Genomic DNA, 26,044 nt, shown 5'->3' with positions numbered 1-26,044 from the left:
AGATCCCGCCGATGGCCCCTACAGTTCCGGAGCCCCGCCGATCACTCCCAAAGTCCACCACTGGGCGGGACGCTCACCGGCGTGCGCCCAGTTCGGGCTGTCGGTCGTGCCGTACGGTCGTCTGCACGGTGGGCTGCTTGCCGGCATGGAGGTCCTGCAGCGGGATATCCAGGGCGACATGCGATTCAAAGGGCCGGGTTTCACGGAAGCCGAACAGGAGGTCGGCCGCGCCCTGGAGCACCTGAGTCAGGAGTGGGGGCTGCGGCCTTACCAAGCTTCCTTGGCCTGGTTGCTGTCTCGACCGGCCGTCGCCTCCGCCATCGTGGGTGCGGAGACGGTCGAGGAGCTCACGGCCAATGTCTCAGCCGCGGATGTTGTGCTCGAGCCGGACCAGCTCTCTGCCTTGTCTCAGCTTGGCGCCGCCAGGAATACGTAGGACATTCGCCGTCCCCGGGGCGCGCACCCGTGCATATTGAGGAACGACCCGCATCGACGCCTGCGGGGTAGGAGGATGGCGGGGTGTTCATTGACTCAGTCCCTGGTGGCGCGGCCGAGGGTTCGCTTGCCGACTTCTATGAGCAGCAGCGAGCGGCGTGGGGGTTCCTGCCGAACTTTGCCGGCGCATTCTCGACGCGACCCCAAGTCGGGCAGGCTTGGACGCAGCTCAACGGCGCCATCCGTGGCGGCATGAACCGCAGACAGTACGAGATCGCCAGCATCGCCGCCGCTCGCGAGTTGCGGAACACGTACTGCACGGCGGCACACTCGATGTTCCTTCGGGATGTTTGTCATGACGAGGCGACGCTCCTGACCATCAGCGGGGACCCATCGGGGGAGTCCCTGCCCGAACAGGACCAAGCGGTCTACCAGTTCGCCACCAAGGTGGCCCGGGACGCTGCTTCCGTGGAACAGGCAGACGTGGACAGGCTTCGGCAACTGGGTTTGAGCGACCCTGACGTGGCCAACGCGGTGTTCGCGGTCGCAGCGCGCTCCTTCTTCACTCGCGTTCTCGACGGCCTGGGCGCGCAGCTGGACGTGGAAACGGCCGCCAAGTTCCCCGCCGACCTTCTCGAATCGATGTTGGTCGGCCGCCGCCCAGCGGCGCTGGCGGAGCCGGCAGAGAACCTGGCACCCAATGCTTGACGCCAGGACCGCTGCCCTGCAGCCACAGGCCCAAGCGCGCGCTCGTCGGAGATCCGACAAGTCACTCCACTGACCGTTCCTCGCCCCGCCACAATGACGCTCGCGTCGCAGCTAGACATGGTTTGGGCCCTCGACGCTCCCCGCGGGGTTCCCGAGGGACCCCAGCAGCTGCGTGCGCCGCCGGCGGGTGGACCTCGAACGTCGCAACGAGCTGCTCAGCGCCCTCGAGGACATGCTCCTCAGCGAGGGGTTCAGGGCGCTGACCATGGACGACATGGCGCGACGGCTGCACTGCTCCACAGCGACCCTGTACAGCGTCGCGACGAGCAAAGAGCAGCTGGTTATGGCGCTGACCAAGGACTTCTTCCGCCAGGCGACGGAGGAGATCGAGACGTCGGTCGCGGCGGTCGAGGACCCGCCGGCGGATCTCTACCTACCTGGCCGGCGTGGGGTCGGCCATGAGCCGCTGTTCGCCGACCTTCTACAGCGACATGGTCGGGTTCGCGCCCACGGCCGAGATCTACGCCGCCAACTCGACGGCGGCGGCGCGCCGCGTGCGTGAGCTCATCGAAGATGGCGTACAGGCGGCAGCGTTGCGGGCGGTCGACGGTACCTTCGCCGGCCAGCTCACGGCCCTCGCCATCGAAGGCATCCAGTCCGGCGTGCTGCTAGGAAACACGGGTCTCACGTCCGGTCAGGCCTGCGGCGACGTGGCCGACCTCCTGCTACACGGACTAGCCGTACTAGGCCACGCGGATGGTTAGACGCGGCGTTGACGACGAGGAAAACCCGCCGGTGATGTCTGGATTGTACAAAAACCCGCCGATCCGGAGGTCCCACGCGAGCGACCGTCTCGAAGTCATGTCCGTCGTCTGGTGCTCGAGCCTATCCGCCGCCAGGGTGGGCGGTAGCCATGCCGCCAAAAGCGATGAGCATCCGCGGCGGATAGGCGCGCCTGGCGTGCTCCCTTGACCGAGCGGATCCGCGCTGGCGGGATGAACGCCTCCCCGCTGTCATACCGGTCTAGCCCGCCGGTCAGAGCATGCTGACGGTAGGACGACCGACCTGACGACTTCGTGGCTTGGGCGTAACCGTCGTCGAGATCTCGGGTGGTTGAGGGAAACGGCACCGCTCGACGCCTCCAACCGGCACGCGTCAGCGTCCCACACGAGGACTCTTGAGCTGACCGCGTATCTCCCCACCGGGGAACGTCGCGGTGTGGACGTTGACGTAGTAGGCCTTGGGGTCCGCCTGGATGCTCGCGAGCAGGGTAGGGCTGGCGGTCGTGCACGCGCTGTGGGTGAACGAGGTGCCGGCGGCCACCGTGAGGGGGATGACGACCGGTCCGGCGACGTTCCGGAGGCCGTGGTGGATGTGGGCGGCCACCGCGTTGGCGGACAGGTCGCGGGCGGTCAGGGTGTAACAGAGTTGCGTGCCAGAGATGGTGTACGTGAAGAACCCGCTGGCGCCCGTGTTGGAGCCGGTGGTCTCCTGCTCGGTGTTGAGCGGGATGGCCGGGCTGCCGCCGGGGTTGGCGAGAGCGGTGCCGGTGGCTGTGAGTGAGGCGGTTGCGAGAAGGGATGCGGCGAGAAGGGCTGTGCGGGGGCGAACTCGGGTGAACATGGGGCACTCCGCTCTTTGGGGCTGAACAGGGTCGACACCGGCCCGTCCGCCTGCGCCGTACCTGGAGAGACGTCGGACGAAGCGTTCCAGTTCAGTATGGCCGCCGCTGGGGGATCGTGACCCCCAATTTGTCGGACGAGGCAGCGTTGGACAATGGCTGCGTGGCTGACGCCTCCAAGTAGCACCGCTCAGACCCCTGCGACGTAGGCGGTGAGGAAGTGGACGCCGTGGCGGTCGAGGTTTCCGCGGGGGCGGTCGTAGTGCTCTGTGGTTCCTGGGTGGGCGTGCGGGCGAGGATCTGGCGTCGCGTAGTGGGACGCCCGCGTCGAGGGCGTTGGTGATGGCATGCCGGCGCATGGGGTCGGAGTGGTCTTCTATCCGGACCGCCGCGGCCTCCGACGCGCACGGAGGGCCTTGATGCCGAGCAGGAACCCGAGGGCTCCGTGGTGGACGGTGATGGCTGTGACACCTGGAGGAACCTGATCAGCTGGAGCCGGTCCAGGCCCTGGGTGCGGGACTCGTGCCGGTGCAGCTTCGGCAGCCGGGCGTACACGGTGCGTGGGCCACGATGAGACCGTCGATGTGCGCGAACCTGAGGAGCGCTCGAACCCCGTGCCCATCACCACGGAGGAGTCCATGAGTCCATGGGGTCACTGAGTTGGCGGATGTACAGCTCGACGTGGGCTCGCTGAACACCGATCAGCGGGTCGAGGGCGTGCACCTCGCACCAGGTGAACCACTCCCTGAGCTGATCGACGTATAAGGCATGGGTGTGCCGGGAATAGCAGGCCAGAACGGGGACGGCGGCCAGCTGCGCCGTCGACATCGACGCGGGCTGGAACGGGAGCAGGATCGTCGTATCGGACATGGCGTCACCTCATGCGGCGACCGAACACAGGCCCAGACCTGACACCGCCGCACTCGCGGCCAGGGACCCGGACGACCACGACGCTAGACCCGCGGGGTAGCTACGGCGCTCAGCGCCGCCACAACGCGGAAATCCCGCAAACGACGCGTCCGCGGTGCGTGAACGACGTACGGTTTCCGGCGTGGAAGATGGACCCGACGAGAAGGTCATGCGGCTGCGGTACGCCGGCACCTGCCGAGTCTGTGGGGTCGGGATTCCGCAGCGGACCGAGGCGGTCTACGAACGACAGACCAAGAGGGTCCGTTGCCTGAGCCACGAGATGAGTCCGTCGCTCGAGTCCAGCCCCGAGACGAATCGAGGACCAGTCACCCTTGAACGCGTGATGGAGCCAGGACCAGTCGCCATTGAGGTGGTTGAGCCGGGCACCGCCGGAGCATCAGCTCGCCGCGAGTTCGAGCGTCGCAAAGCCAAGCGTGAGCAGCGCATCCGGACCCAGCATCCACGGCTCGGAGGCTTCCTCCTTGCCATCTCCGAGCAGCGGCAGTCCACCACCGCCTGGGACACCGGTGCCGTGGGTGAGGAGAGACTCGGCAGAGGTTTGGACCGCCTGGCTTGCGAAACGATCAGGCTGTTGCACGACCGGCGGACCCCGAGGTCCAGGGCGAACATCGACCACATCGCCGTGACGGCCAACGGCGTCTACGTCATCGACGCCAAGAAGTACCGCGGCCGCCCTCAGCTCAAGATCGAAGGCGGTATCCTGCGGCCCCGCGTAGAACGGCTGCTCGTCGGATCACGCGACTGCACCAGGCTGGTAGACGGCGTGCTGAAACAGGTCGACGTGGTGCGCACAGCGCTCGGCGACGACGCTCCGGTCCGCGGCGTGCTGTGCTTCGTCGAAGCGGACTGGCCCTTGATCGGAGGGAGCTTCACCACGCGCGACGTGCACGCACTCTGGCCGAAGAAGCTGTATCTCCAACTCCAGCTCGAAGGCGCACTGTCCTCCGAAGCCATCGATGACATCCACCGATGCCTGGCGAAGGAACTGCCTGCCGCCTGAAGGATCCCTAGTCGCCCCGGTAAGACGCACTCAGGGGGCGAGCGCATGGCGCCTGAAGTTTCTCGCGTTCCACTCCGGGGGTATGCCCCCAAGCGCTACCGTCCCAGCATCGGGGGGAGGACCCGCGTGAGCAGAGGGGTAGAGCAGGCATGAGCGCACCAGCAGGTTGGCACCCGCAAGACGACGGACGCGAGCGGTTCTGGGACGGCCAGCAGTGGACCGATCAATTCCGGCCGCTGACCCAGCCAGGGGCCGTCGCCGCACCGGTCGCGCAACCCCGCGGCAAGCCGTGGTTCGCACGGCACAAGATACTCACCGGGCTCGGCGCGCTTTTGGTCATCGGGGTCGTCGCTAGCGCGGCATCCGGCGGGGGCGGGGGCGGGGGCTCGACCCCCACCGCGGCCAACACCAGCCAGTCGAGCCAAGCGAGTTCGTTCAGCAGTTCATCATCTTCATCCGACACATCAACCCCGTCGTCGTCGCCCAAGGCACCAGCCCCGTCGTCGTCCAAGGCACCAGCCCCGTCGTCGTCGTCCAAGGCACCAGCCCCGTCGTCGTCGTCCAAGGCACCAGCCCCGTCGTCGTCGTCCAAGGCACCAGCCAAACCCGCAGCCCCGGTGGTGCCGTCATTGACGGGCCCGCAGCAGAACGCGGCAGAGTCCGCGCAGCAGTACCTCGATATGAGCGGCTTCTCACGGCTCGGACTGATCGGCCAACTGTCGTCGTCAGCCGGGGACGGGTACTCACGCAAGGACGCCACGGTGGCGGTTGACAGCCTGCACGTGAACTGGAACGCCCAAGCCGTCAGGTCGGCCAACGACTACCTGGCCATGACCGCCTTCTCGTGCTCGGGCTTGATAGAGCAGCTCTCATCGTCAGCCGGTGACCAGTACACCCACAGCCAAGCCTCCTACGGCGCGCACCGCACCAGCGCCTGCTAACTAGCCGTCTCGCTGCGAAAAGACTCACCTCGTACCTCACGCCTACGGGTACCGCTTTTGCGAGCTGTCGCCGCTGACGCACTCAGGTGACCACATGCCCTACCCGCCTCCTGGAGGGCGACTGGGGTCACGTCCGGTGCCGATGCGCGGGATCTGGCCTATCAGGTCGCGGGGACCAGGCTGCCCATGTCAAAGTCGCAGTAGTGGTCGAGGAGAATCCGGCTCCCGTCGGTGAACTCGACCTCGCAGAGCGCCAAGAACGGCCCATAGGCCTGCGTCACGATCCCAAACCGGCCGTCGGATCCTGGGCGCCCTGGGATGACTCGGTTCCCCCACGCGCGGCCAAGGAAGAACGACGCCGCCCTGACCTGCAGGGGTGGGGGCATCCCCTGCTGCAGGTGCGGGGTGACCCGGACCGCGACGGAGTACTTCTGCCCCGCCGCAGTTGCCGGGCTGAGAGCGTGGGTTAGGAAGTACATGTTCTGGCTCACCCTGCGCGCCGATTGGTAATCACGCAGGAGCTCTGGGCCGACCTCGGACATGGGCGCTTTCAGCCTCGTGATCGCGATGGGGGCGTCGTGTCCCCGTTCGCCCAGCCCTTGCACCACGACAATCGTGATCGGAACCTTCACCGGAAGGGTCAGCTCAGCCGGGCGGGGCTCTTCACCCCCAGCGGCCGGTTCGTCCGGGAGCTCATCCGCTTTGAGCTCTGTCCCGCCGGGGGTCAGACCCGTCGTCTCGGGCGCCGCCCTGAACTCCGCTCCCGCGGCCTTCACCTCGGTGAAGCGGACACCCAGGAGTGCGGTCAGCGAGGCCGCCGCCCCAAAGCCTGCCACGACGGCGGCAAACGTCGTGAGGTCACTGTCCACGCTGACAACACAGCCAGCGGCAGCCTTCGGGCATTGGGTCAGGGCAACCTGGCGGTCGGGCGGGAATTCCACGAGGTAGAGAGCGATGCCGACCAGCACGAGGCCTACCGCTGCAGCGCCAAGCCGCTCCAGCCGCGTGAGACGGTTCTTCTTGCCGTCTTTCCCGACCGGTTCCGCGACGAGCCACTCAACCCATGCAGGCCGGCGCCTTCCGCCCTCTGAAGCGTTAGCCACGAGACGGCCTCCCACTCGTACGGTGCGACCCCCGGCGTCCCGTAGAGGGAAGGCCGACTTGGGTTCCGTTAACGTTCCCATGGGCGGTGCCCTGGCGCATCGGCATCCGTGTCCGTATCTCTCTCCGTGGCCTGCGGGCCGTCCGACCATCGGCCTGCCGAGCGATCGTCGCCGGTGTCCCTGCCAAGCTCATCCGAGTGACTGGCTTCGACGCCCGCCCGACCTGAGCCGGGCACGCCGGTCCGGGCATCACCTTGCCGGCAGACCGTGCTCCCTCCCAAGCAGTCCTATTGGCGTCCGGACCAGCCGCTCCCGAAAGACCCGCACGCCAAGGATGCGCGCGCGCATACATCTGGATAGGGCCGATTTGCGGACCACGAGGCGGCGCCCTTGGCGTGCGACCCCTAACGCGGCGGAATGCAGCACCCTGGCTCAGGGCCCCGACCTGGGCAACCGTCCAACTACGTCAAAATCCGTGGCCCTAGGCTGCTGCCATGTCGATGGTCCACACCGACGCGGTGTTCTTCGAGGATGACGAGGCGTTCGAGAACTGGCTCGTCGAAAATGCGCCGACCGCCACGCACGTCTGGATTCGGATGGCAAAGAAGGGCACCGGCGTCACGTCGATCGATTGGACGACGGCCGTGGACGTGGCGCTCTGCTTCGGCTGGATCGACGGCATCGCCCGGCGGCTCGACGACGAGTGGTACGTGCAGCGGTTCACCCCGCGGCGTGCGAAGAGCGGCTGGTCGAAGATCAACCGCGAGCGCATCGAGCGGCTCACCGCCGAGGGGCGGATGCGCCCCGCTGGCCTGGCCGTGGTGGAAAAGGCGAAGGCGGACGGCCGCTGGGACGCCGCCTACGACAGCCCGGCTACCGCAGTGGTGCCCGACGACCTTGCCGCCGCCCTGGCTGCGCGCGACCTCACCGACGTCTACGCCGCGCTGGACGGCCGCAACCGCTTCGCCTTCCTGAATCGCATCCAGACCGCGGTGCGCCCGGAGATCCGCACCCGCCGCATCGAGCAGCTCACCGACGCCCTCGCCCAGGGCAAGACCCCGTTCCCGGCGCCGAGCAAGAAGTCCGGTACCTAGGGCTCGGACACCGGACTGCTGGAACGTAGCCGGATGCACCCCCAGTGGAGGCCGATGCCGGCCGCTGCTAGGTCGCCCGAGTCGGCAAGCCGGTCGACGTACGGTGCTGGCCGTGGGCGGGGCGCGGTGGGGCTGCTGATGGCCGTAAGCCTGCGCCACTTCGGTATCGATTGTCTTGTGGTCGAGAAGCATGCCTAGACGTTGGACTTCCCCACGGGCGCAGGGTCGCGACCCGCACGGTGGAGATCCTCGACAGTGGGGCCCGGAGGAGGCTCTTCGAGAGGTTTCGCTGCCGGATCACGCGGCACAAGGGGGCGTCGGTTCGTGCCCGTGATTCGGCCCAACAGCGCCATTGTCAGGTCCTAGACTGCTGAGGCGGAGCACACCCGAATGCTGTTGGAGGCGCTGTGCACGATGCGAATGGCGAGCAGCTGGCGACGTTCTGTCCGATGTGCGTCTCGCGGTGCGGCGCGACGGCCACCATCGTCGAGGGTCGGCTCACCGCGATCGGTCCTGATCCGGCTCATCCGACGGGTCGTGCCGTTTGTGTGAAGGGCAAGTCGGCACCCCGGATCCTCGAGCATCCCGACCGGCTGCTCCATCCGCTTCGCCGGACCAATCCCAAGGGAGCGCGCGACCCTGGGTGGGAGCAGATCGGCTGGGAAGAGGCGCTGGACACCATCGCCTCCAGGCTGGGGCAGATCGCCGACGAGAGCGGCCCCGAGGCGGTGGTGTTCGGGTCGGCCTCTCCGTCGACCTCGGCGCTGAGCGACTCGGTGGACTGGATCATGCGGCTGCGCCGGGCATTCGGGAGCCCGAACTTCACCTGCTCGATGGAGTTGTGCGGCTGGGGTCGGTACATGGCGTCGATGTACACCTTTGGCGCGCCGGTCCCCGGTGCGTTCATGCCGGACCTCGAGAACGCTGGCTGCATCCTCTACTGGGGCTACAACCCCTCGGTCTCCCGCCTGGTGCACGCTACCGCGACCGTTGACGCGGTGAACCGGGGCGCCCGCCTCGTAGTGGTCGATCCGCGCCGCACGGGGCTCGCCAGCAAGGCCGACCACTGGCTCCGAGTGCGGCCCGGTACCGATGCGGCTCTGGCGTTGGGGCTGATCCACGTGATGCTCGACCGGGGCTGGTACGACGAAACCTTCGTGCGCCGCTGGACCAACGCCTCATTCCTGGTGCGGACCGACACCGGTGACTTGCTCCACGCAGACGAGATCGCCGAGCCCGCCGCCGGCACGGGCTACGTGGCGTGGGACCTGGTGGAGGCGGAACCCATCATTTACGACCCGGCCGCTCCGACGTACGGCGGCGCCGAGTCACGGCTCGCATTGTCGGGCACCGTCGAGGTGGTCACGACCGGCGGACGGGTCCGGTGCCGTCCGGTGCTCGAGCACCTGCGCCTGCACTGCGAGGCGATGACACCCGAGGCGACCGAGGCGCTCACCCGCGTGCCCGCCGACGTCATCGTGGCCACCGCCCGCACCTTATGGGCCTCGCGCCCCCTCGCGTTCTATACCTGGAGCGGCCTCGAGCAGCACAGCAACACGACCCAGATGATCCGCGCCGTCAACGTCCTCTACGCGCTGACCGGATCCCTGGACGCCCCCGGCGGCAACGTGCTCTTCACGCCGGTGCCGACGAACCCGATCGACGGCCTGGACCTGCTCAGCGACGAGCAGCGTGATCGGGCCATCGGTGTCCGTGACCGCCCGTTGGGTCCGGCACGGTTCGAGTTCATCACGGGCGAGGACTTCTACACCGCAGCCCTCGAGCACCGACCCTACCGCGCACGGGCACTGGTCAACTTCGGTGCCAACCTCGTCATGGCACACGGCGACAGTGCACGAGTTCGGGACGCACTCGCATCACTGGACTTGTTCGTGCACGCCGACATCTTCCCCAGCCCGACAGGCGACCTGGCCGACATCGTGCTGCCCGTGGCGAGCCCGTTCGAGACCGAGGCGTTGCGGGTTGGGTTCGAGGTCAGCCAGCAGGCGCAGTCCCACGTCCAGCTCCGTCGAGCCGTCGTCGAGCCACGCGGCGACGCGCGCTCGGACCAACAGATCGTCTTCGCCCTCGCCGAGCGCCTCGGACTGGGCGAGCAGTTCTGGGACGGCGACATTGACGCTGCCTGGCGCTACCAGCTCGCGCCGAGCGGCATCACCCTGGAGGCCCTGCGCGCGGAGCCCCGCGGGCTGTCCCTCGATCTGAGCACCACGTATCGCAAGCACGAAGACCGCGGGTTCCGGACACCGAGCGGTCTGGTCGAGTTGTACTCAGAGACCCTGGCCAAGCACGGGTACCCCCCGTTGCCGACGTTCGCTGAACCTCCGCTCAGTCCTCGGTCGCGACCCGACCTGGTCGCGGAGTTCCCGCTGATCCTCACCTGCGCCAAGTCTCTGCGCTACTGCGAATCCCAGCACCGGCAGATCGCCGAGCTGCGTCGCGCCGCACCCGACCCCCAGGTCGAGGTGCATCCCGACACCGCCGCGGCCCGCGGGATCAGCGCCGGCGACTGGGTGCGCATCAGCACGCCGAATGGCGCAGTGCGCGCGAGGGCGAAGCTCAACGCCGGCCTCGACCCGGGCGTGGTATGCGCCCAGCACGGCTGGTCGCAGGGATGCGGCGAGCTCGACCTGCCACCCTCGGATCCTTTCGAGCTGGGCGGCGTCAACCTGAACCTGGTGCTGCGACAGACGCCGAGCGACCCGACCAGCGGCAGCTCACCGCTGCGCGCGTCCCTGTGTAACGTCGCGCCGGAGTGACGCCGCAGCCGTGCTCGGGAAGAACTACTCCAGGACGTCCCGTCCCCCGGGGGGTAGCCCAAAAAGCCGCATCACGGAGATGCAGACGGCGTTGGCCGACGAGGCGGAACGCCCAAGTGGCAGCTCATGGGCCGCCCAGAGTCGCGGCCGCAACCATGGCGCGGCCCCTGGCCCCAGGGGAAGGGGAGGGGACGCGGCAGCAGGATGTGCGAGCTGACCCGCAGGCGCAAGCCCCAGAAGCGCGCGACACCCGAGCCTCACGGGCTCGGGTGTCGCGGATCGTCCTGGGACATCTGAGGGAAGGCTGCTGATCCGAACTTGTGAACAGTCTTAGCGGCTGATCGACGATCCCAGCTGGCGGACCGTGAGGCTGTCGACTCTGGTGCTGCCGCTGGTTGAGAAGACGTCGATGCCGGTGCTGGAGGTGGCGGGGAACACCAGGTCGGTGAGCGAGGCGATACCGCCGTTGGCGAACACCTCGACCGACGAGCTGTCGACGTAGACCTTCAGCCGGAGCTTGCCGTTCTGTAGTGGGACCTTGACGCGGTCGATGCGGGAGAACGCGGCGCTGAAGCCGACATCTCCGGACTTGGTGCGGTCGAGGAACAGCTCGCCGGCGTCGACGTCGTACCCGATGCGGGTGCGTTGGCCGTCGCCTGTTCCGACTCGGACGTCGACGCCGAACTCCGGCGCCGTGGCGGCCGTAAAGGTGGCGTCCAATCGCAGTGACCTGCCACTCGCCGGGACGGGCGTCGTACCAGCAGTGACGGTCACAGGGCGAACGGCCGTCGTTCCGTCGAGGCGGACCGGTTTGCCGGCGAGGCTGTCCAGCTCGGATATCGGGGACTGGACCAGTGAGACCTTGCCGCCGACCGTCCTCAGGGACAGCTCGCGGGGCACTGACTGCTCACCACGCCAGGCGCCTGTGGGAGTGTCGTTGGCATAGTCCCAGCTACCCATCCAGCCGAGCTGGACGCGCCGCCCGTTCGGCAGGTCGTTGTAGGTGACAGCGGCGTAGTAGTCCGCACCGCGGTCCACCAGCCGGGCTCGACCCCACATGTCTTGCGTGGCAACGGAGGAGAGCAGGAAGTCGTCGGCGTACAGATGTCCCCAACCGCCGACCGCATTGTCGATGAGCTGGATCCGCGCCTGCTTGCCACGGAGGTCAGCCACATCCCACGAGGCCCAGTCCAGTGTTGGGCTGTCGGTGCCGGTCGCTGTGCGGACCACCTTGCCATCCACCAACAGGTTCGCAGTGGTCTCGGCGTTCCACGGCGCTGCCGCCACCGGCGAGAGGACGATGTTGTCCACCATGAGGTGGCCCCAGTCGGAGGTTCGCTGGTCCACCACCTGTAGCTGAGCGGTCCGGCCCTTGAGGTCGGCAACGTTCCATGCGACCCAGTCCATGTTCGGCGAGTTCTTGCCGCTGGCGGAGCGCACAACCTGCCCATCGACGACAAGGTTGACGGCTGTCGGGTTGGTGCCGCTCATCGGATGGTTGCCGCCGGCGACCAGAAGGTCAACGTAGTCGTCGGTGATCGTGAAGGAACGGGACGTCACCGTGCCCGTCGCCTCATCGCATCCGGCCTGGCAGGTGTCCAGGACCTGGGCGCCCAGTTGGCCCGGCAGCGTCTCGCGTGTCGGCGTAATGGCGGTGAAGTCGCCGGTGCCGGTCCACCCTTCTGGCAGCGTGGAACCTTCGAAGTCGGCCAGCGTGGTGCCGGGCGGAGGACCGTCGGAACCGCCGTCGACATGGGGGTGGTTGCCACCGCCGATGAGGAAGTTGAGGTGGCCCTGATCCACAGTGAACGCCGGAGACGTGAGCGTCCCCTTGTTGGCATCGTCCCCGCCCCAGCTGTCGGCGTAACCGCTGCCGTGGAAGCCCTGCACGTCGCCGGTGGTGAAGTGTGAGGGCCCAGACCCGAATGCCGCACCGGTCGTCGTCCAGGACCCGTAGTCGTTGCCCTCGAAGTCCTGCAGCGTTGTGCCCGCCGGTGGCGTGTACGCCGCCGCGTCCGGTGAGGTGAACGTCGCACCGTCGAAGGCCCCGACGAAGTACTGCACCTTTCCGGCACTGCTGACGGTGAGCACCCAGCGCGTGTCAGCCGGGTTGCCGTCGACCGCGAGCGGGAACAGGTCGGGGCACTCCCAGACCCCGGACGTGACACCGGCCGGTCCGAAGTCGCTGCGGTGGCTCCAGGTCTTGAGGTCGTGCGAGGAGTAGATGCCCACCTTGCGCTCCACCGACTTGGCCACCACCATGCGCCAGCTCGCGCTCGCGCCGTCCCAGAAGACCTTAGGGTCGCGGAAGTCGTGCGACCCGATGTCCAGGACCGGGTTGCCCGCGTACTTCGTGAAGGTCGCGCCGTCGTCCAGCGAGTACGCAAGAGCCTGCCGCTGCACTCCGTCGCTCTTACGGAAGCTGGTGTAGACCGCCACGAGCGGTGGGTTGTCCTTTGTGCCGAAGCCCGAGGAGTTCGTCACGTCGTTCACGACGCTGCCGGACCAGACGTCCTCCTTGGCATCGCTCATAATGGCGATCGGCCGTTCCTTCCAATGCACCATGTCCGTGCTTGTGGCGTGCCCCCACGAGCCATTTCCGGCCGTCGCCCCGTACGGGTTGTGTTGGTAGAAAAGGTGATACGTGCCGTCCTTGTAGATCAGCCCGTTCGGGTCGTTCATGAAGTTCGCCGCAGAGGTGTAGTGGTACGCCGGCCGGTAGGGGTCGTCGGCGGCATTCGCCGGGGCGACCACCGACAGGGCAGCGAGGACTGCGCTGAGAGCGGCCAGAAGAACGCCACGCACGCGCGGTCGTGGGGCGGACGGAACAGCGAACGGGCTTATCACGCTAAGGCCTCCGAAATGACAACGTTGTCAAGCATCTAGTGAAACCATACTGAACGGCTCGCGAAGGACAAGGCCTGCCCAGAGGATGAGACGGCCTCAGCGTCAGGTCACGTGGCTACCTCCACGCGGCGACCCGGGCCGCAGCCCACGAAGGCACCAGGCCATGCGTGGGCTGTGTCAGTCCTGCTGGTCGCCGTCGTCGACCGCCGCCGCTTCCACGACCGCCTGTGCCAGCGCGACGACGTCGACCTCGCGCGCTCGAGCCATGTGCTCCAGCGTCGTCAGTGCGCCCTCGCAGTCCACGCTCCGCCACTGCATGAGCACGCCCGCCGCCTGGTTGACGAGCCGGTGCCGCCGCATCGGTTCTTGCAGCCTCCACCAGAAGGCAGTGTCGCCGGTCATCACTGACGTCCCACGCGCCGAAGCGTAGCTCGGCTTCCCGCCTGCGGCGAGATGGCCGCGGGGCCTTGGCCGGGTGGGCGAGCACCAGGTCGCGAGCGCTCGACCTGCGTGCTGAACGCTACAAGGTGCGCAGAGTGGCCAGGCCGACGAAGCGCATGCACACCAGCCCCGCCCACGTCGCGTTGAGCAGCCGGGAGGTATGTCCCGCGTTGTCCCGCTACGCAGACGTCCAGGTCGTGCGAGAGCCGTCCGGTCCGACGAGCTGGCCGCGACTCACCGCTGCCTGGACTCGCTGTCGCACTTGTCCGACCTCCGCCTCCGGCGCCGTGAACCGCACCGTGACGACGGCGTCGCGGCCGTGGACCGCAGTGGCCGTATGGTGCGGCCAGCGACAAGGACCCGGGTGCTCCCAGTGGCCACAGAGCTCGCTGGTCACGGCGCCCCCGAGAGCCCGGGGATCTCCAACCAAGTCCGCGACGCGGCACACCTGCTCGTGCGTGAAGTTCACCAGGCAAGCCTACTGACGGCAAGCACCACGAGATCCACGCTCGAAGTCGCCACGGAGGAACACGGAGAGCTGTCCACGAGGCCAGGTCCGGCGCCCAGGTCGTGCGAGACCTCCGCACCTGCTGTGGTGCCGCAGACCGCATCCAGCCATGCGCTGCTCGCGGCGTCCGGCGGCGGCAGCCGGCGCACTGGCCGAGGGTCCCCGACGGCTCGCAGCTCGGTCAGCAGCCTGAGCGCCGCCTGGGCGTCGTCGCCAGCGTCCCGGCCGCGAAAGTCCGACACCGTGATGACGACGTTCCCCGTGACCAGGGTCAGCTCGCCCATGAGCACTCCCGCTGCGACGCCGAGCTGGGGCTCGAGCCGCCGGCAATGTGTGCCCTGGACGTCGGGACGCCTGTCGTTGGTCGAAACCACCACCGGAGCCGAGCACCCGCCTTCACCGGTCGACGCGCAGGTGCCGTAGTCGGCCTCCACCTGGAACGCCGGCGCGTTCTCCTCCACGACGTCCAACAAGGTCAGCGGCAGGCGGTCGACCGTCGGCCCCAGGTAGTACGCGGGCTTCCCAGCGGCGTGGACCTGGGCCAGAACGGCCCCGAGATCGTCGTCGCCCACGGAGGTCCCCGCTGTCCCCGAACCTTCACCACAGGCCGTGAGGGTCGCCAGGAGGGCGGTGGTCGCCAAAGCCCAGAACGGCACGGTCTTGCGCATCGGACTGCTCCCTCGCGGTCTGCTGGGTGGGGGCTCACCACAGTGGCGCGGGTGACGGCTGAGCGCGTCGGCGTCGCTGCCCGTGCCCGTCGTCCCTCCAGGTGACCGCGCTGTGGACCTGAGGACGACGTCCGGCGAGCACCGCGCCGGTAGCCTTGAAGGATGCCGGGGCTGCTGCCCCGCCTGACGTGGCGGGACTGGGCGGTCCCCGGGTCCTTGTGGGCCGCGGGGCAGATCGAGCTGTGGGTGGTCGGCCCACAGACGGCGCCGGTGCACGGACCGCAGTGGCCGTTCGCGGTCGCGTTGACCGCCGCTGCGCTTGCGCTGTGCCTTCGGCGTAGCCGTCCCGTCGGCTCCCTGCTGGTGGTCGTCGCGGCGTTCATGGCCACGGCCACCCCGAACCTGCACGCGTTCCTGCTGTCCGCGCTGTATCTGCTCGTGGTCGGCGTGTTCGCCTGCGGACGGTACGGGCGTACGCCCGCGAAGTATGCCGCGGTGCTCCTGCCCGAGCTCCCCCTGCTTCTGTGGGTGTACGTGATCCCGGAGATCGACCTCGCGAACGCCTGGGCGTGGGGGCTGAACGCGGTCTGGATCTTCGCGCTCGGGGCGGCGTTCCGGCACGAGGGTCTCCTGCGCGAGCGGGTCGCCCAGGCTGTGGCCGCACGGTCACGGGTCCAGGTGGCGGAGGAGCGGTTGGGCCTGGCCAGAGAGGTGCACGACGTGGTGTCGCACAGCCTCAGCGTCGTCGTCGTGCAGTCCGAGCTGGCCCGGGTCTTCATGACCTCCGACCCGGCACGCGCACAGGAGGCGATCACGCGCGTGCAGGAGACCGGGCGTGAGGCACTGGGGGAGACCCGCCGGCTGCTGGAGGCGCTGCGCGACCCCTCCCAGGCGAACCGCGCCGCCCAGGCTCCCACCTGGCTCGACGTGCCGGAGCTGGTCCGGCGGATGCGCGAGTCCGGCCTGCAGGTCAGCCTGGACGCCCACTGCGGCGACCCGGCCCTGACCGCTGAGGCGTCGGCCACGGCCTACCGCGTGGTGCAGGAGGCGCTGACGAACGCTCTGCGGCATGCGGGCACGTCCCCCACCTCTGTTGCGGTCTCCAAGCAGGCGGACCTGCTGGTCATCGACGTCCAGAACGACCGCGAGTCGACACCAGGGCATGACGCGGCCGACTCCGCGCCAGGGTACGGCCTCTCGGGAATGCACGAACGGGTCGCGGCGTGCGGCGGCATGCTCACCACCGGACGCCGTCCGGGCGGCGGCTACCGGGTGCGTGCCGTCCTGCCTCTCGGACATCCGTCGTGACGACCGTGGTGGTCGTCGACGACCAGTTCCTCATCCGCGACGGTGTCGCTGCCATCCTCGACGCCGAGGCCGGCTTCACGGTTGTCGGCACCGCTGCGGACGGGGCGGAGGCGGTCGGGCTCATCACGACGCTCGCCCCGGACGTCGCGCTCATGGACATCCGGATGCCCGAGGTCGACGGCATCGAGGCCACCCGCCGGATCGTCGAGTCCGGTTCTCCCACGAGGATTCTCATCCTGACGACCTTCGGGGCCGACGACCTCGTCCTGTCGGCGCTGCGCGCCGGCGCCAGTGGCTACCTCCTCAAGGACGCACCGCGCGAGTCGCTCGTAGCGGCGATCCGGGCCGTGGCGGCCGGAGACGCCGCCGTCGAGAAGGGGGTGCTCGCGCGGCTCGTCCAGGGGCAGCCCGTGCAGCACCATCCTGAGGCCGTGAGCGCGCTGCGCCGTCTGTCGCCACGGGAGCACGAGGTGCTACGACTGGTGGCGCAGGGTGCCACCAACCCGGAGATCGCGCGGTCCCTGTACATCGGTGAGACGACCGTGAAGACGCACGTCTCGCGCATCCAGACCAAGCTCACTGCCCGCGACCGAGTCCACCTCGTGGTCCTGGCCCACCATGCGGGCCTCGGCTGAGCGAGCAACCAGCCGGCGCTGCGCGACAGGTCGGCACAGCTTCGCAGAAACCCTGTCACAGCGAGCGCGCCGCGTCGTACAGTCGTAGCGGTCAAGAAGTGGCCGATCCCGTATGACAGTCGCCGTCCCCCGGCAGTTCATCTTCGAGGTCGCATGTCAGCTTCAGGTCTCCCCGCCGCCGATGAGGCGATGACGTTCGCGTATGACGTCACGACGGGCGTCTGGGACTGGAGCCTCCCACTCCGGGAGCTGCACGGCCTCGAGAGCTCCGATGTGCCGACCACCGACCACCTGCTGCAGCGCATGGTCCCGGAGGACTGCCCCATCATGCTGGCGCGCTTCCAGCACCACCTGACACACCCGGGCCCGTACTCCTGCACGTACCGCATGGTCGACCCCCGGGGTCACCACCACGAGCTCGTGTTCGTCGGGCAGAGCGAGGCTACGGGTGACCGCGTGACTCGCCTCTACGGCTTGGTGGTCGACATCACCGACGAGGTGAGGGAGCGCTCCGCGGCCGCTGTTGCCGCCTCCGCTGAGCACCGGGCCACGATCGAGCAGGCCAAAGGCGCGCTGATGCTGTCGTTCGGGGTCGGGGAGGACGTCGCGTTCAGCATGCTGCGGACCTACTCCAACCAGCACAACCTGAAGCTGACCGCGGTGGCGGAGTTCATCGTCAGGCGCCTGACCGACCCGGAGTTCTCCAGGTACGACCCGGTCCGCTGCGTTCTCGACATCCTCATGGAGCTCGACCTCGCCCCGTAGGGACCGCGGCTCCGGAGCTGGACCTGTCTAGATGCGTCACCGTTGGGAGGGCCGGCACTCTTCCACCGCGACATGTACACAGACTCTGGCTCGTCCCCGCGCCGAACAGCGCCGTCCCTCCGTCCCCGTCCTTCCACGACCCGACCGCTCACCAGCCGTCCCACGCCGTTGGGTGTGGCCAAGCCGGCACTCCGGGGCCTTGCAGCCGCCCTCCTCCTGCCCCTGCTCGCGGCCTGTGGCCAGCCGGTCGACGACGGCGTGCCCACCGACCGTGCCGTGGTCGGTATGTGCCGCCCCAGGCCCACGGAGATGGAGCTCCGCTCGGTCTCCGACGTCTCGCCCTCCGTCCCGTGCAACCAGGCTCACGAGCTGGAGGTCTACGCCGTCTCGACGGTCGACCCGTCCCTCACCGCACGGAAGATCCGCCCCGGGCAGGAGATGCTGCGTGGTCGCTCGACGAGCTCGTGCCCTCGGGAGGAGATCCGTCCCTACCTCGGCGCGCGGACCAACGACTTCCAGTGGGGCATCGAGCTCTTCGTGAAGTTCCCCACGACGCAGGAGTGGGAGCAGGGCGGACGCCGCGTCGCCTGTGAGCTCGCCTCTTTCTCCGGCCAGTCGGACAAGGAGGACCCCGTCGTGTACACGAGCCTGCGCGGCATCATGAGGCGCGCCGACTCCGCACGGGTGAGGCTGTGCAGGTCGGGCACCAGGGCGGTCACCTGCGACGGCCAGCACACGGCGGAGAAGGTCGGGGAGGTGACCGCGAAGGGAGCCGCGGCCCAGCTGGCGCAGTGCAGGCGGCTGGCGTCGGAGTACACCGGCAGACCGCTCCGGTCCGACTTCGAGGTGGCTGTGGCTGACCTCACTGCCCCGGCGGAGTGCTGGTACGGACCGCGTGTGGGCCTCGTCCGAGGCACCGTCCGAGGTGGGCTCCGATGAGGGCCTGGGCCCGCCTCGGCGAGGCCAACCTGAAGGCCGCGTTCGTGGGGCTCGCGTTCGCTGTGACAATGGCCGCACGGCTGTTCGTCAGTGGACCGGTAGGGCTGAGCAACCAGGGAGACGGCTCCCGGCTGATGTGCTGGTTCGGGCTCAGCGAGGGCACCGGGTACGCCAACCTCGGCCGGCGCACTGCCGTCGAGCTCACCTGGTCGGCGCACCGCTGGTACGGGCAGGACTGCGGGGAAGGCGTTCGGTACCTGTCCTCCGAGCTTGTCCCGGTGAAGCTCTCGATGTGGGGCACCCACCTCTTCGGGCTCGGCTCGGGCCTGGACCTGCGGGTGCTCGCGGTCGTCAACTGCGTCATCCTCGGCACGGCCGCCGCGCTGCTGTTCCGCGCCCTGCCAGGGCCACAGGAGCTCCGGCTCGCGATCACCGCGCTGCTGTGGCTGGTCTTCGCCGACGGCACCTTCGCCGGCTACCTCATGTCGGCCTACAGCGAGCCTGCCATGTTCGCCGGCCTGCTGTTCGTCATCGCCGCCGTCTGCTGGTACTGGCGCTCGTCCGGGTCGGTAGCGTCGCTGCTGTCCCTCGTGGCCTCAGCGGTGTTCGCCCTGACGGCGAAGACCCAGGCCGTCACGCTGCTGGTCGGCGTGTTGCCGCTGTTGTTGCTGCGCAGCCGCCTGCACAACGGTCGGGCGGCGGGCGAGACCTGGACGGCACGGCTGCGCTCGGGCTGGCGCGGGTACCTGCCGGGAGCCGGAGCGGCGCTGGTCGTGCTGATGGTCGCAGCGCTGCATGTCGGCGCCACTCCTGCCCGCGTCACGGAGCAGAACCGCTACAACGCCGTGTTCCTCGAGATGTTGCCGCACAGCTCGCACCCGGGCGAGGACCTCCGCAACCTCGGCCTGGACCCGAGCCTGGCCGCCGCGAGCGGCAAGACCCTCCTCGACTCCGAGACAGCGGCTGCCCGTCCCGAGTACTCGGGTCTGGTCGACAAGGCCACCCCGCTGCGGACCACCATGGTCTACCTGCGGGAACCGCTGCGGTTCGCCTCGCTGCTCGGCCGCGGCCTGGACGGGATGGCACGGTTCCGCCCGGACTACATCTACTCGTACCCGGCGAGCGAGCCAGGTCGGAGCCACCTGGAGTGTCGGGTGTGCTTTGTCGAGCAGGCGTGGACCACGGTGTTCCTCCCCTCACCCTGGCTCATCTTCGTCCTGGTCGTCGTGTCGATGGCCGGCGGAGCGCTCGCGGTTCGCAAGGGCGCGAGCCGGGGCCGGCAGGCGATGGGGGTGGTCGCCCTGTTCCTCGGCGGCGAGGTGGTCGCACAGTTCTGGGCAGTCATGCTGACCGAGGGGAGCGCGGACCTCGTCAAACACCTTGCTCTGGCGAACCTCCTGACGTGTGCCGCAGCAGTCTTCGGCCTGGCCTCCTGGCTGATCCCCTGGGGAGTGGCGCTCTTCAGCCCGCCACGGGAGCGACCCGCACGGCGCCGCGGATCGGTCGAGGTGCCGAGCGACACGGAGGCCGCACACTGAGCATTCGGACACCCCATACGCCAGGATCGGGACGTGGACGACGCCGAAGCCCTGCGGGATGCCGCGCCGGGGGACCTTGCTCGATGGCTGGTGCAGGCGACTCCGGACGGCCTCTGGGTGCTCGATGCCCAGGGCCGCACGGTGTTCGCGAACGACCGGATGGCGCAGCTGCTGGGTCGGACCGCGGCGCAGATGGCGGGCTTGGACGCGTACTCCGCGCTCGACGAGTCGGGTCAGGGCCAGCTGCGTCAGCACCTCGCGGAGCTCGAGAGCGTCGCTAAGTCGGGGGACAACCTCGAGTGCAGCCTCCTGCGGGAAGACGGGCAGCGCTTCACCGCCCTCATCAGCCACACGCCGATCCTCGACGACCGCGGCCGACGCCGCGGCTGGCTTCATCGCGTGACGGAGTACACCGAGCGGCAACGCCTGCTGGAGACCCTTCAACGGCGCGAGCAGCAGCTGGCGGAAGCGCAGGCGATCGCCAAGATCGGCAGCTGGGAGTGGGACGTCGTGGGTGACGTCGTGACCTGGTCCGACGAGCTGTTCCGGATCTACGGTGTCAGCCCCGGCGACCTGGAGCCCACCTACGAGGGGTTCATCGAGGGCCTGCACCCAGACGACCGGCAGACCGTGCACGAGACGGTGTCCGGCGTGCTGGCGGGCGGCGAGAGCTTCGAGTTCGACGCCCGGATCCGGCGGGTGCAGGGCGCTGTCGGCTGGATCCGTGGCCGCGGGATCGTCGTCCGCGACGAGCGGGGAGCACCGGTCCGGATGAGCGGGACGGCCCAGGACATCACCGACGCCAAGGACGCCGAGCACGCGCTGGCTCTGCTGCGCGCCGTGGCGACCGCCGCCAACGACGCCGACACGCTGGCCGAGGCCGTCCCGGTCGCCGCCGCGGAGGTGAGCCGGTACACGGCGTGGCAGCCGCTGGGGGCGTACCTCGTCACCGGAGAAGAGGGCCTCCTCGAGCTGAGCCTCGGTGCGCAGCCTCCGACCGCTGCGGACGGTCTGGCGGAGGCGGTCCAGGCCATGGCGTCACGGGCGGCCCTCGAGGGCGGCCTGGTCACCCAGCCGAGCGACGACACGCTGTTGCTCGCGGCACCCCTGGTGGTCGAGGAGGACGTCGTCGGCGTCGTGGTCCTGCGCCGGGAGGGCACCGTGGAGCCGGAGGAGTGGGAGACCGCGACCATCGCGCAGGCGATGGCCGTGTTCGCCCGGGTGGCCGAGCGGGAGGAGGCCTCTGCGTCGCTTGCCGCAGCCCGCGACGAGGCCATGTCGGCGTCTCGGGCGAAGTCCGACTTCCTCGCGACCATGAGCCACGAGATCCGCACACCGCTCAACGGTGTCATCGGCCTGAGCGAGCTCCTCAGCCGCACGGAGCTCACCGAACGGCAGCGCCGCCTGACTGAGGGGATCGAAGAGGCGGGAAAGGCGCTGCTCGGGCTCGTCAACGACATCCTCGACCTGTCCAAGATCGAGGCCGGGCGTCTCGAGCTCGAGGAGGTGGACTTCGACCCCCGAGCCGTCATCGAGCACAGCACGAGCCTGCTCTCCCAGTCGGCTCAGGCGAAGTCGCTCGAGCTTGTCATCGCCTGTCACCCCGACCTGCCCGAGCTCGTCCGTGGTGACCCGGTGCGGCTCGGGCAGGTGGTGACGAACCTGGCCTCGAACGCCGTGAAGTTCACCACTCGCGGTGAGGTGGTGGTCCGCGCAACGGTGGACGGCACCGGCGACGGCGCGGGCGGCGGTCAGCCGCACGGCTCGGTCCGGCTCAGGGTCGAGGTGAGCGACACCGGCGTGGGTATCGCGGAGGCCGAGCAGGGCCGCCTGTTCGAGGCGTTCTCGCAAGGTGACAGCTCGACCACCCGGGAGTTCGGCGGCACGGGACTCGGCCTCGCCATCAGCAGCCAGATCGTCAACGCGATGGGCGGCCAGATCGGGCTGGAGAGCAGGCCCGGCTCAGGCTCGACCTTCTGGTTCACCGCTGCCTTCGCGCATCCGACGCAGGAGCCGCCGCCGAACGTGCTGGCTCCGTCCCTCGTCCGGGGGGCCAGGGTTCTCGTCGTGGACGACAACGAGACGAACCGCGTCATCCTGCTGGACCAGCTCGAGGCGTGGGGTGCCCACGGCCGGGCGGCCGCCTCGGCCGTACAAGGGCTGATCCTCCTCGAGGAGGCGCAGGCCGGGGGTGCGCCCTTCGAGGTCGTGCTGCTGGACTATCTGATGCCGGGAGTCGACGGCCTCCAGTTCGCCCGCCGCGTCCGCAAGGAGGGACGGCACGATGCGACGCGGCTGCTGCTGCTCACCTCGGCCGGCGACCTCGACACCGCGGGCCTGGCGGATGCCGGTGTCGACCGTGCGCTGGCCAAGCCGGTCCTGGCCCATCGGCTGCTCGACGCCGTTGCCGCTCTCAGGTCGGGCACCGTACGCGGCTCCAGCTCCGGACCGGGACCTGGACGGGAGGCCAGCGCGACAGCTCGAGCCGACACCCACGGGCCGCAAGCGCCGACCAAGGGTCGGGTGCTGCTGGTCGAGGACAACCCGATGAACCAGATGGTCGCCGAAGGGATCCTCGCCGCCCTGGGGTATGACGTGGTGCTTGCCATGGACGGCCGAGAGGCCGTGAGCCGGTTCGCCGACGACCCGTACGCCGTCGACGCCGTCCTGATGGACTGCCAGATGCCCGTGATGGACGGCTACGAGGCCACCAGGACGATCCGTGCCTTGGAGGGCTCCGGTCGACGGGTCCCCATCATCGCCCTCACAGCAGCGGCGGTGGCGGGGGAGCGTGAGCGGTGTCTCTCCGCGGGGATGGACGACTTCCTCACCAAGCCGGTTGACGTGACGCAGCTGCAGGAGAGCCTGGAGCGGTGGCTGGCGGCGTCGGAGGGCGGCGAAGGTGCCGCGCCGGACCCGTGGGCGACCCCCAGTCAGTCGCCCGCAGTCGAGCTGTCCGCCCTGGCGGAGGACAGCGCCGGCCCATCCGCCGAGCCGGTGGACCCGGACATCCTCGACAGGTCTCGGCTGGACGAGCTGCTGGACCTGGACCCCGGTGACCCCACAATGCTGCTGCGCTTCATCGGACGCTTCGGCGGCAACGCCCGGCGCACCGCGACGGAGATGAGACGTGCCCGCGAGGAGGGCACCGCGTACGAGCTCGGGCGGCTGGCGCACGCCCTCAAGGGAAGCGCGGCGAACCTGGGCGCGCACCGGCTTGCCGCCCTGTGCGAGCAGATCGAGCACCTCGCCGAGGACGACGTGGTGGTGGACGGGAAGGCCCTGGACCGCGTTGCCGACGAGGTGGAGGCGGCAGCGGGTGCCCTCGAGGAACTCGCGTCGGCCCTGCAGGATGCTGCCGACCGGTAGGTGTCCGGTACGAAGCACTGCGGCAACGTGGCGTTAACGTCCGTCCCATACGCTGGGCCCGTGAGCGAGACCCAGCCGAAGACGGCGCCGACCACCGCGACCCCCACAGCGGCGACGTCCACCGCCGCGACCCGCATCCTCGTGGCCGAGGACGAGGCGCTGATCCGGCTGGACCTCGCCGAGATGCTGACAGAGGCCGGATACGAGGTGGTGGGGCAGGCGAGCAACGGTGAGCAGGCCCTGGAGCTGGCCCGGGAGCTGCGGCCGGACCTCGTCATCATGGACGTCAAGATGCCCGTCATGGACGGCATCACGGCGGCGGAGGCGATAGGCGCGGACCGGCTCGCGCCCGTCGTGATGCTCACCGCGTTCAGCCAGACGGAGCTGGTCGAGCGGGCACGGGACGCCGGGGTGATGGCCTACATCGTCAAGCCGTTCACCGCCTCGGACCTCGGCCCGGCCATCGACATCGCGCGGCACCGCTGGAACGAGGTCAAGGCCCTCGAGAGCGAGATCGCCGACCTCGGCGAACGGCTCGAGACCCGCAAGGCCGTGGACCGTGCCAAGGGCATCCTCATGAAGAAGCTCAAGCTGACCGAGGCCGAGGCCTTCCGCTGGATCCAGAAGACGGCCATGGACCGAAGGCTCGGCATGCGTGAGGTGGCCGAGGCCGTCGTCACCGGCATGGACAAGGCCTGACCGTGCCGGTCGAAGTGCGTCGCGCCAACGGTGACGACGCGCCGGTGCTCGCCGACGTGGCGGCGGCGACCTTCGCGCTCGCCTGCCCGCCGCACGTCACCGTGGAGGCGATCGACCTCTTCATCTCCGGTGTCCTGTCGCGGCGGTGCTTCGAGCGCTACCTCGCTGACCCGGCCCGAGACGTCTTCCTCGCCGAGGAGGACCGGATGCCGACGGGCTACGCCATGGTGGTGCACGGAGAGCCGGTCGACGAGGACGTGCGCCGGGCCGTCTCGCTGCGCCCCACCGCGGAGCTGAGCAAGCTCTACGTGCTGCCCGAGCACCATGGGGCCGGCACCAGCCGGCGGCTCCTGGAGGCAGCCGTGGACACCGCTCGGCGGGCGGGCGCGACGGGGGTCTGGCTCGGGGTGAACCAGCTCAACGAGCGCGCTCAGAGGTTCTACACCAAGGCCGGTTTCACGCGTGTGGGCACCAAGCGGTTCCTGGTCGGAGACCGGTACGAGGACGACTTCGTCTACGAGCTGTCGCTGGTATCGGTCCGGCTGCCGCGGTGATTCGGTTGAAGACTTCACGAACTCGGCCCGATAGGCATAAAGTCCTACGTCTGGCGCCTCTGCGGGCGCCGGTGGCCTACGGGGGAGCCGCGTACACGAGTCAGACCGTCGACGATGGAGGAGTTCGGTGAGCCGTCCCGCGATCAGTGTCAGGCGTGTCACCAAGGACGAGGAGGGGTCGTTCACCGAGCTCTGGAGGTCCGCGCGGGTGGAGGGCGGGACGAGTCCCGAGGTCGCTGCCCGTGCTGCCGCGGAGGGGCGCATCGCGTCCGCGCTCCAGCGCGACGACGTCCGGGCCTACCTGGCGGTCGGCGACGGCCGTCCGCTCGGCTTCGCCGTCGCGGCGACGAGCCCCTTCTCAGCGCTCACCGAGGCGCCGTGCGTGACCATCGACCAGCTGTACGTCGTCCCCGAAGCCCGCAAGCATGGCGTCGCCCGGCACCTGCTGGGCGCCGTCACCCTGTACGCCGACTCACGGGGTTGTGAGCAGATCGGGTGCAACATCCCGGCGCAGCACCGTGAGGCGAACCGGTTCTTCGCCCGCCTCGGCTTCACCCCCCAGGTGGTCCGCCGGATCACGACGGTGGCCGCGCTGCGGCGCCGGCTCGGCACCGACGAGCAACGCCAGCACACGCTCGAGGCCCTGCTGCACCGCCGCCGCTCGCTCCGGGCCCGCGCCACCGCCTCGGCCAACCGCCTGGCCGGCTGAGCGCAGCCCCCCTCAGGCGCCCGGAGCGCCGTCCCTCAGCAGGCAGGTCAGGCGGCAGGTGCAGACCCGCCGGTCCTGCTCGTCGGTGATGACGATCTCGTACGACGCGAGCGTGTTGCCCAGTGACAGGGCCGTTGCCGTGCCCGTGACGAAGCCCGAGCGCGCCGCCCGGTGATGCGTCGCGTTGATGTCCAGACCCACGGCGATGCGGCCCGGTCCGGCGTGCAGGGCCGAGCCGATCGAACCGAGGCTCTCGGCCAGCACCACCGACGCCCCACCGTGCAGGAGACCGTACGGCTGGGTGTTTCCAACGACGGGCATCCGCCCCACCACACGCTCGGGAGTGGCGTCGAGGACCTCGATCTCCATCCGGTGCAGCAGCGAGCTGGGGTTGAGGTCCTGCATCGTCTTGAGCGCGGAGGCGAAGTCGTTGGTGTCGGTCACGACCAATAGGC

At 69.2% G+C, this 26,044-nt stretch carries 26 protein-coding genes and 1 pseudogene; 18 read left to right on the top strand and 9 right to left on the bottom strand.

The features are described from left to right. From PHA84_RS17785 to PHA84_RS17770, 4 genes are all read left to right on the top strand, one after another. A partial coding sequence (locus PHA84_RS17785) for an aldo/keto reductase (protein WP_270889480.1) occupies positions 1–436 on the top strand: 436 nt, incomplete at its 5' end. An 83-nt stretch (positions 437–519) separates the two neighbouring features. Beyond that, complete coding sequence (locus tag PHA84_RS17780; RefSeq protein ID WP_270889479.1) at positions 520–1,143, top strand: carboxymuconolactone decarboxylase family protein; 624 nt, start codon at positions 520–522, stop codon at positions 1,141–1,143. A gap of 172 nt (positions 1,144–1,315) precedes the next feature. Beyond that, entirely contained in the window at positions 1,316–1,705 is a 390-nt protein-coding gene (locus PHA84_RS17775; protein ID WP_270889478.1) for a TetR/AcrR family transcriptional regulator, read from the top strand. Next, entirely contained in the window at positions 1,698–1,907 is a 210-nt protein-coding gene (locus PHA84_RS17770; protein WP_270889477.1) for a hypothetical protein, read from the top strand. The genes PHA84_RS17775 and PHA84_RS17770 overlap by 8 nt, the downstream gene beginning before the upstream one ends. A 391-nt stretch (positions 1,908–2,298) precedes the next feature. Here the strand turns inward: PHA84_RS17770 and PHA84_RS17765 are convergent, their stop codons facing one another. Beyond that, entirely contained in the window at positions 2,299–2,766 is a 468-nt protein-coding gene (locus PHA84_RS17765) for a CHRD domain-containing protein (protein ID WP_270889476.1), read from the bottom strand. Between the two features lie 619 nt (positions 2,767–3,385). Then, positions 3,386–3,634, bottom strand: a complete 249-nt coding sequence (locus PHA84_RS17760; RefSeq protein WP_270889475.1) for a hypothetical protein — start codon at positions 3,632–3,634, stop codon at positions 3,386–3,388. Between the two features lie 181 nt (positions 3,635–3,815). Between PHA84_RS17760 and PHA84_RS17755 the strand changes: the two genes are divergently transcribed. Together PHA84_RS17755 and PHA84_RS20850 are read left to right on the top strand one after the other, a co-directional pair. After that, a complete protein-coding gene (locus PHA84_RS17755; RefSeq protein WP_270889474.1) occupies positions 3,816–4,694 on the top strand; it encodes a nuclease-related domain-containing protein in 879 nt (292 codons plus the stop codon). Positions 4,695–4,843: 149 nt separating this feature from the next. Continuing rightward, a pseudogene (locus PHA84_RS20850) lies at positions 4,844–4,906 on the top strand (hypothetical protein); the annotation flags it as partial. Positions 4,907–4,917: 11 nt separating this feature from the next. Here the strand turns inward: PHA84_RS20850 and PHA84_RS17750 are convergent. Next, positions 4,918–5,286, bottom strand: coding sequence for a hypothetical protein (locus PHA84_RS17750; protein WP_270889473.1), 369 nt, complete (start codon positions 5,284–5,286; stop codon positions 4,918–4,920). Positions 5,287–5,323: 37 nt separating this feature from the next. On the opposite strand from PHA84_RS17750, the gene PHA84_RS17745 reads away from it, so the two are divergent. After that, a complete protein-coding gene (locus PHA84_RS17745) occupies positions 5,324–5,635 on the top strand; it encodes an Ltp family lipoprotein (RefSeq protein ID WP_270889472.1) in 312 nt (103 codons plus the stop codon). 161 nt (positions 5,636–5,796) lie between these two features. Here PHA84_RS17745 and PHA84_RS17740 read toward each other — a convergent pair whose 3' ends face one another. After that, the gene (locus PHA84_RS17740) at positions 5,797–6,753 is read right to left on the bottom strand and encodes a pYEATS domain-containing protein (protein ID WP_270889471.1); all 957 of its coding nucleotides are present in this window, start codon (positions 6,751–6,753) and stop codon (positions 5,797–5,799) included. A gap of 479 nt (positions 6,754–7,232) precedes the next feature. Between PHA84_RS17740 and PHA84_RS17735 the strand changes: the two genes are divergently transcribed. Next, positions 7,233–7,832: a YdeI/OmpD-associated family protein gene (locus tag PHA84_RS17735; protein ID WP_270889470.1), complete on the top strand. Its 600-nt coding sequence runs from the start codon at positions 7,233–7,235 to the stop codon at positions 7,830–7,832. A gap of 407 nt (positions 7,833–8,239) precedes the next feature. After that, complete coding sequence (locus PHA84_RS17730; protein WP_270889469.1) at positions 8,240–10,609, top strand: molybdopterin-containing oxidoreductase family protein; 2,370 nt, start codon at positions 8,240–8,242, stop codon at positions 10,607–10,609. A gap of 330 nt (positions 10,610–10,939) precedes the next feature. Here the strand turns inward: PHA84_RS17730 and PHA84_RS17725 are convergent, their stop codons facing one another. The 4 genes from PHA84_RS17725 to PHA84_RS17710 form a co-directional block, all read right to left on the bottom strand. After that, on the bottom strand, positions 10,940–13,414 hold the full coding sequence (locus PHA84_RS17725) for a GH32 C-terminal domain-containing protein (RefSeq protein ID WP_270889468.1): 2,475 nt from the start codon (positions 13,412–13,414) through the stop codon (positions 10,940–10,942). Positions 13,415–13,633: 219 nt separating this feature from the next. Beyond that, positions 13,634–13,858: an ANTAR domain-containing protein gene (locus PHA84_RS17720; RefSeq protein WP_270889467.1), complete on the bottom strand. Its 225-nt coding sequence runs from the start codon at positions 13,856–13,858 to the stop codon at positions 13,634–13,636. Between the two features lie 217 nt (positions 13,859–14,075). Then, positions 14,076–14,366 carry a hypothetical protein gene (locus tag PHA84_RS17715; RefSeq protein ID WP_270889466.1) on the bottom strand — a complete coding sequence of 97 codons (291 nt, stop codon included), beginning with the start codon at positions 14,364–14,366 and terminating at the stop codon, positions 14,076–14,078. Continuing rightward, complete coding sequence (locus tag PHA84_RS17710; protein WP_270889465.1) at positions 14,363–15,073, bottom strand: hypothetical protein; 711 nt, start codon at positions 15,071–15,073, stop codon at positions 14,363–14,365. Before PHA84_RS17710 ends, PHA84_RS17715 begins: the two co-directional genes overlap by 4 nt. 162 nt (positions 15,074–15,235) lie before the next feature. Here PHA84_RS17710 and PHA84_RS17705 point away from each other — a divergent pair, with 162 nt between their 5' ends. From PHA84_RS17705 to PHA84_RS17665, 9 genes are all read left to right on the top strand, one after another. After that, on the top strand, positions 15,236–16,381 hold the full coding sequence (locus PHA84_RS17705; protein WP_270889464.1) for a sensor histidine kinase: 1,146 nt from the start codon (positions 15,236–15,238) through the stop codon (positions 16,379–16,381). Beyond that, complete coding sequence (locus tag PHA84_RS17700) at positions 16,378–17,016, top strand: response regulator (protein ID WP_270889463.1); 639 nt, start codon at positions 16,378–16,380, stop codon at positions 17,014–17,016. Before PHA84_RS17705 ends, PHA84_RS17700 begins: the two co-directional genes overlap by 4 nt. Before the next feature lie 153 nt (positions 17,017–17,169). After that, positions 17,170–17,781: an ANTAR domain-containing protein gene (locus PHA84_RS17695; RefSeq protein ID WP_270889462.1), complete on the top strand. Its 612-nt coding sequence runs from the start codon at positions 17,170–17,172 to the stop codon at positions 17,779–17,781. Between the two features lie 174 nt (positions 17,782–17,955). Then, complete coding sequence (locus PHA84_RS17690) at positions 17,956–18,720, top strand: septum formation family protein (protein ID WP_270889461.1); 765 nt, start codon at positions 17,956–17,958, stop codon at positions 18,718–18,720. Further along, the gene (gene wsfD, locus PHA84_RS17685) at positions 18,717–20,258 is read left to right on the top strand and encodes a glycan biosynthesis hexose transferase WsfD (RefSeq protein ID WP_270889460.1); all 1,542 of its coding nucleotides are present in this window, start codon (positions 18,717–18,719) and stop codon (positions 20,256–20,258) included. The genes PHA84_RS17690 and wsfD overlap by 4 nt, the downstream gene beginning before the upstream one ends. A 33-nt stretch (positions 20,259–20,291) precedes the next feature. Continuing rightward, a complete protein-coding gene (locus tag PHA84_RS17680) occupies positions 20,292–23,627 on the top strand; it encodes a response regulator (protein WP_270889459.1) in 3,336 nt (1,111 codons plus the stop codon). 135 nt (positions 23,628–23,762) lie between these two features. Next, complete coding sequence (locus tag PHA84_RS17675) at positions 23,763–24,326, top strand: ANTAR domain-containing response regulator (RefSeq protein ID WP_270889483.1); 564 nt, start codon at positions 23,763–23,765, stop codon at positions 24,324–24,326. A 2-nt stretch (positions 24,327–24,328) separates the two neighbouring features. Continuing rightward, positions 24,329–24,880, top strand: coding sequence for a GNAT family N-acetyltransferase (locus PHA84_RS17670; protein WP_270889458.1), 552 nt, complete (start codon positions 24,329–24,331; stop codon positions 24,878–24,880). Between the two features lie 127 nt (positions 24,881–25,007). Next, complete coding sequence (locus PHA84_RS17665; protein ID WP_270889457.1) at positions 25,008–25,589, top strand: GNAT family N-acetyltransferase; 582 nt, start codon at positions 25,008–25,010, stop codon at positions 25,587–25,589. Between the two features lie 12 nt (positions 25,590–25,601). On the opposite strand, the gene PHA84_RS17660 is transcribed toward PHA84_RS17665, so the two are convergent. After that, complete coding sequence (locus PHA84_RS17660) at positions 25,602–25,994, bottom strand: PaaI family thioesterase (RefSeq protein ID WP_270889482.1); 393 nt, start codon at positions 25,992–25,994, stop codon at positions 25,602–25,604. Positions 25,995–26,044 lie beyond the last annotated feature (50 nt).

The organism is Pedococcus sp. 5OH_020, assembly GCF_027812955.1.
Classification (GTDB): domain Bacteria; phylum Actinomycetota; class Actinomycetes; order Actinomycetales; family Dermatophilaceae; genus Pedococcus.
Note: the sequence above shows the minus strand (reverse complement) of the source record. Positions and strands in the feature narration are given on the sequence as shown.

Coding starts and splice junctions, on each gene's coding strand:
- PHA84_RS17765 (WP_270889476.1), bottom strand. CDS start 2,766: ATGTTCACCCGAGTTCGCCCCCGCACAGCCCTTCTCGCCGCATCCCTT.
- PHA84_RS17760 (WP_270889475.1), bottom strand. CDS start 3,634: ATGTCCGATACGACGATCCTGCTCCCGTTCCAGCCCGCGTCGATGTCG.
- PHA84_RS17735 (WP_270889470.1), top strand. CDS start 7,233: ATGTCGATGGTCCACACCGACGCGGTGTTCTTCGAGGATGACGAGGCG.
- PHA84_RS17720 (WP_270889467.1), bottom strand. CDS start 13,858: ATGACCGGCGACACTGCCTTCTGGTGGAGGCTGCAAGAACCGATGCGG.
- PHA84_RS17710 (WP_270889465.1), bottom strand. CDS start 15,073: ATGCGCAAGACCGTGCCGTTCTGGGCTTTGGCGACCACCGCCCTCCTG.
- PHA84_RS17705 (WP_270889464.1), top strand. CDS start 15,236: ATGCCGGGGCTGCTGCCCCGCCTGACGTGGCGGGACTGGGCGGTCCCC.
- PHA84_RS17695 (WP_270889462.1), top strand. CDS start 17,170: ATGTCAGCTTCAGGTCTCCCCGCCGCCGATGAGGCGATGACGTTCGCG.
- wsfD (WP_270889460.1), top strand. CDS start 18,717: ATGAGGGCCTGGGCCCGCCTCGGCGAGGCCAACCTGAAGGCCGCGTTC.
- PHA84_RS17660 (WP_270889482.1), bottom strand. CDS start 25,994: ATGCAGGACCTCAACCCCAGCTCGCTGCTGCACCGGATGGAGATCGAG.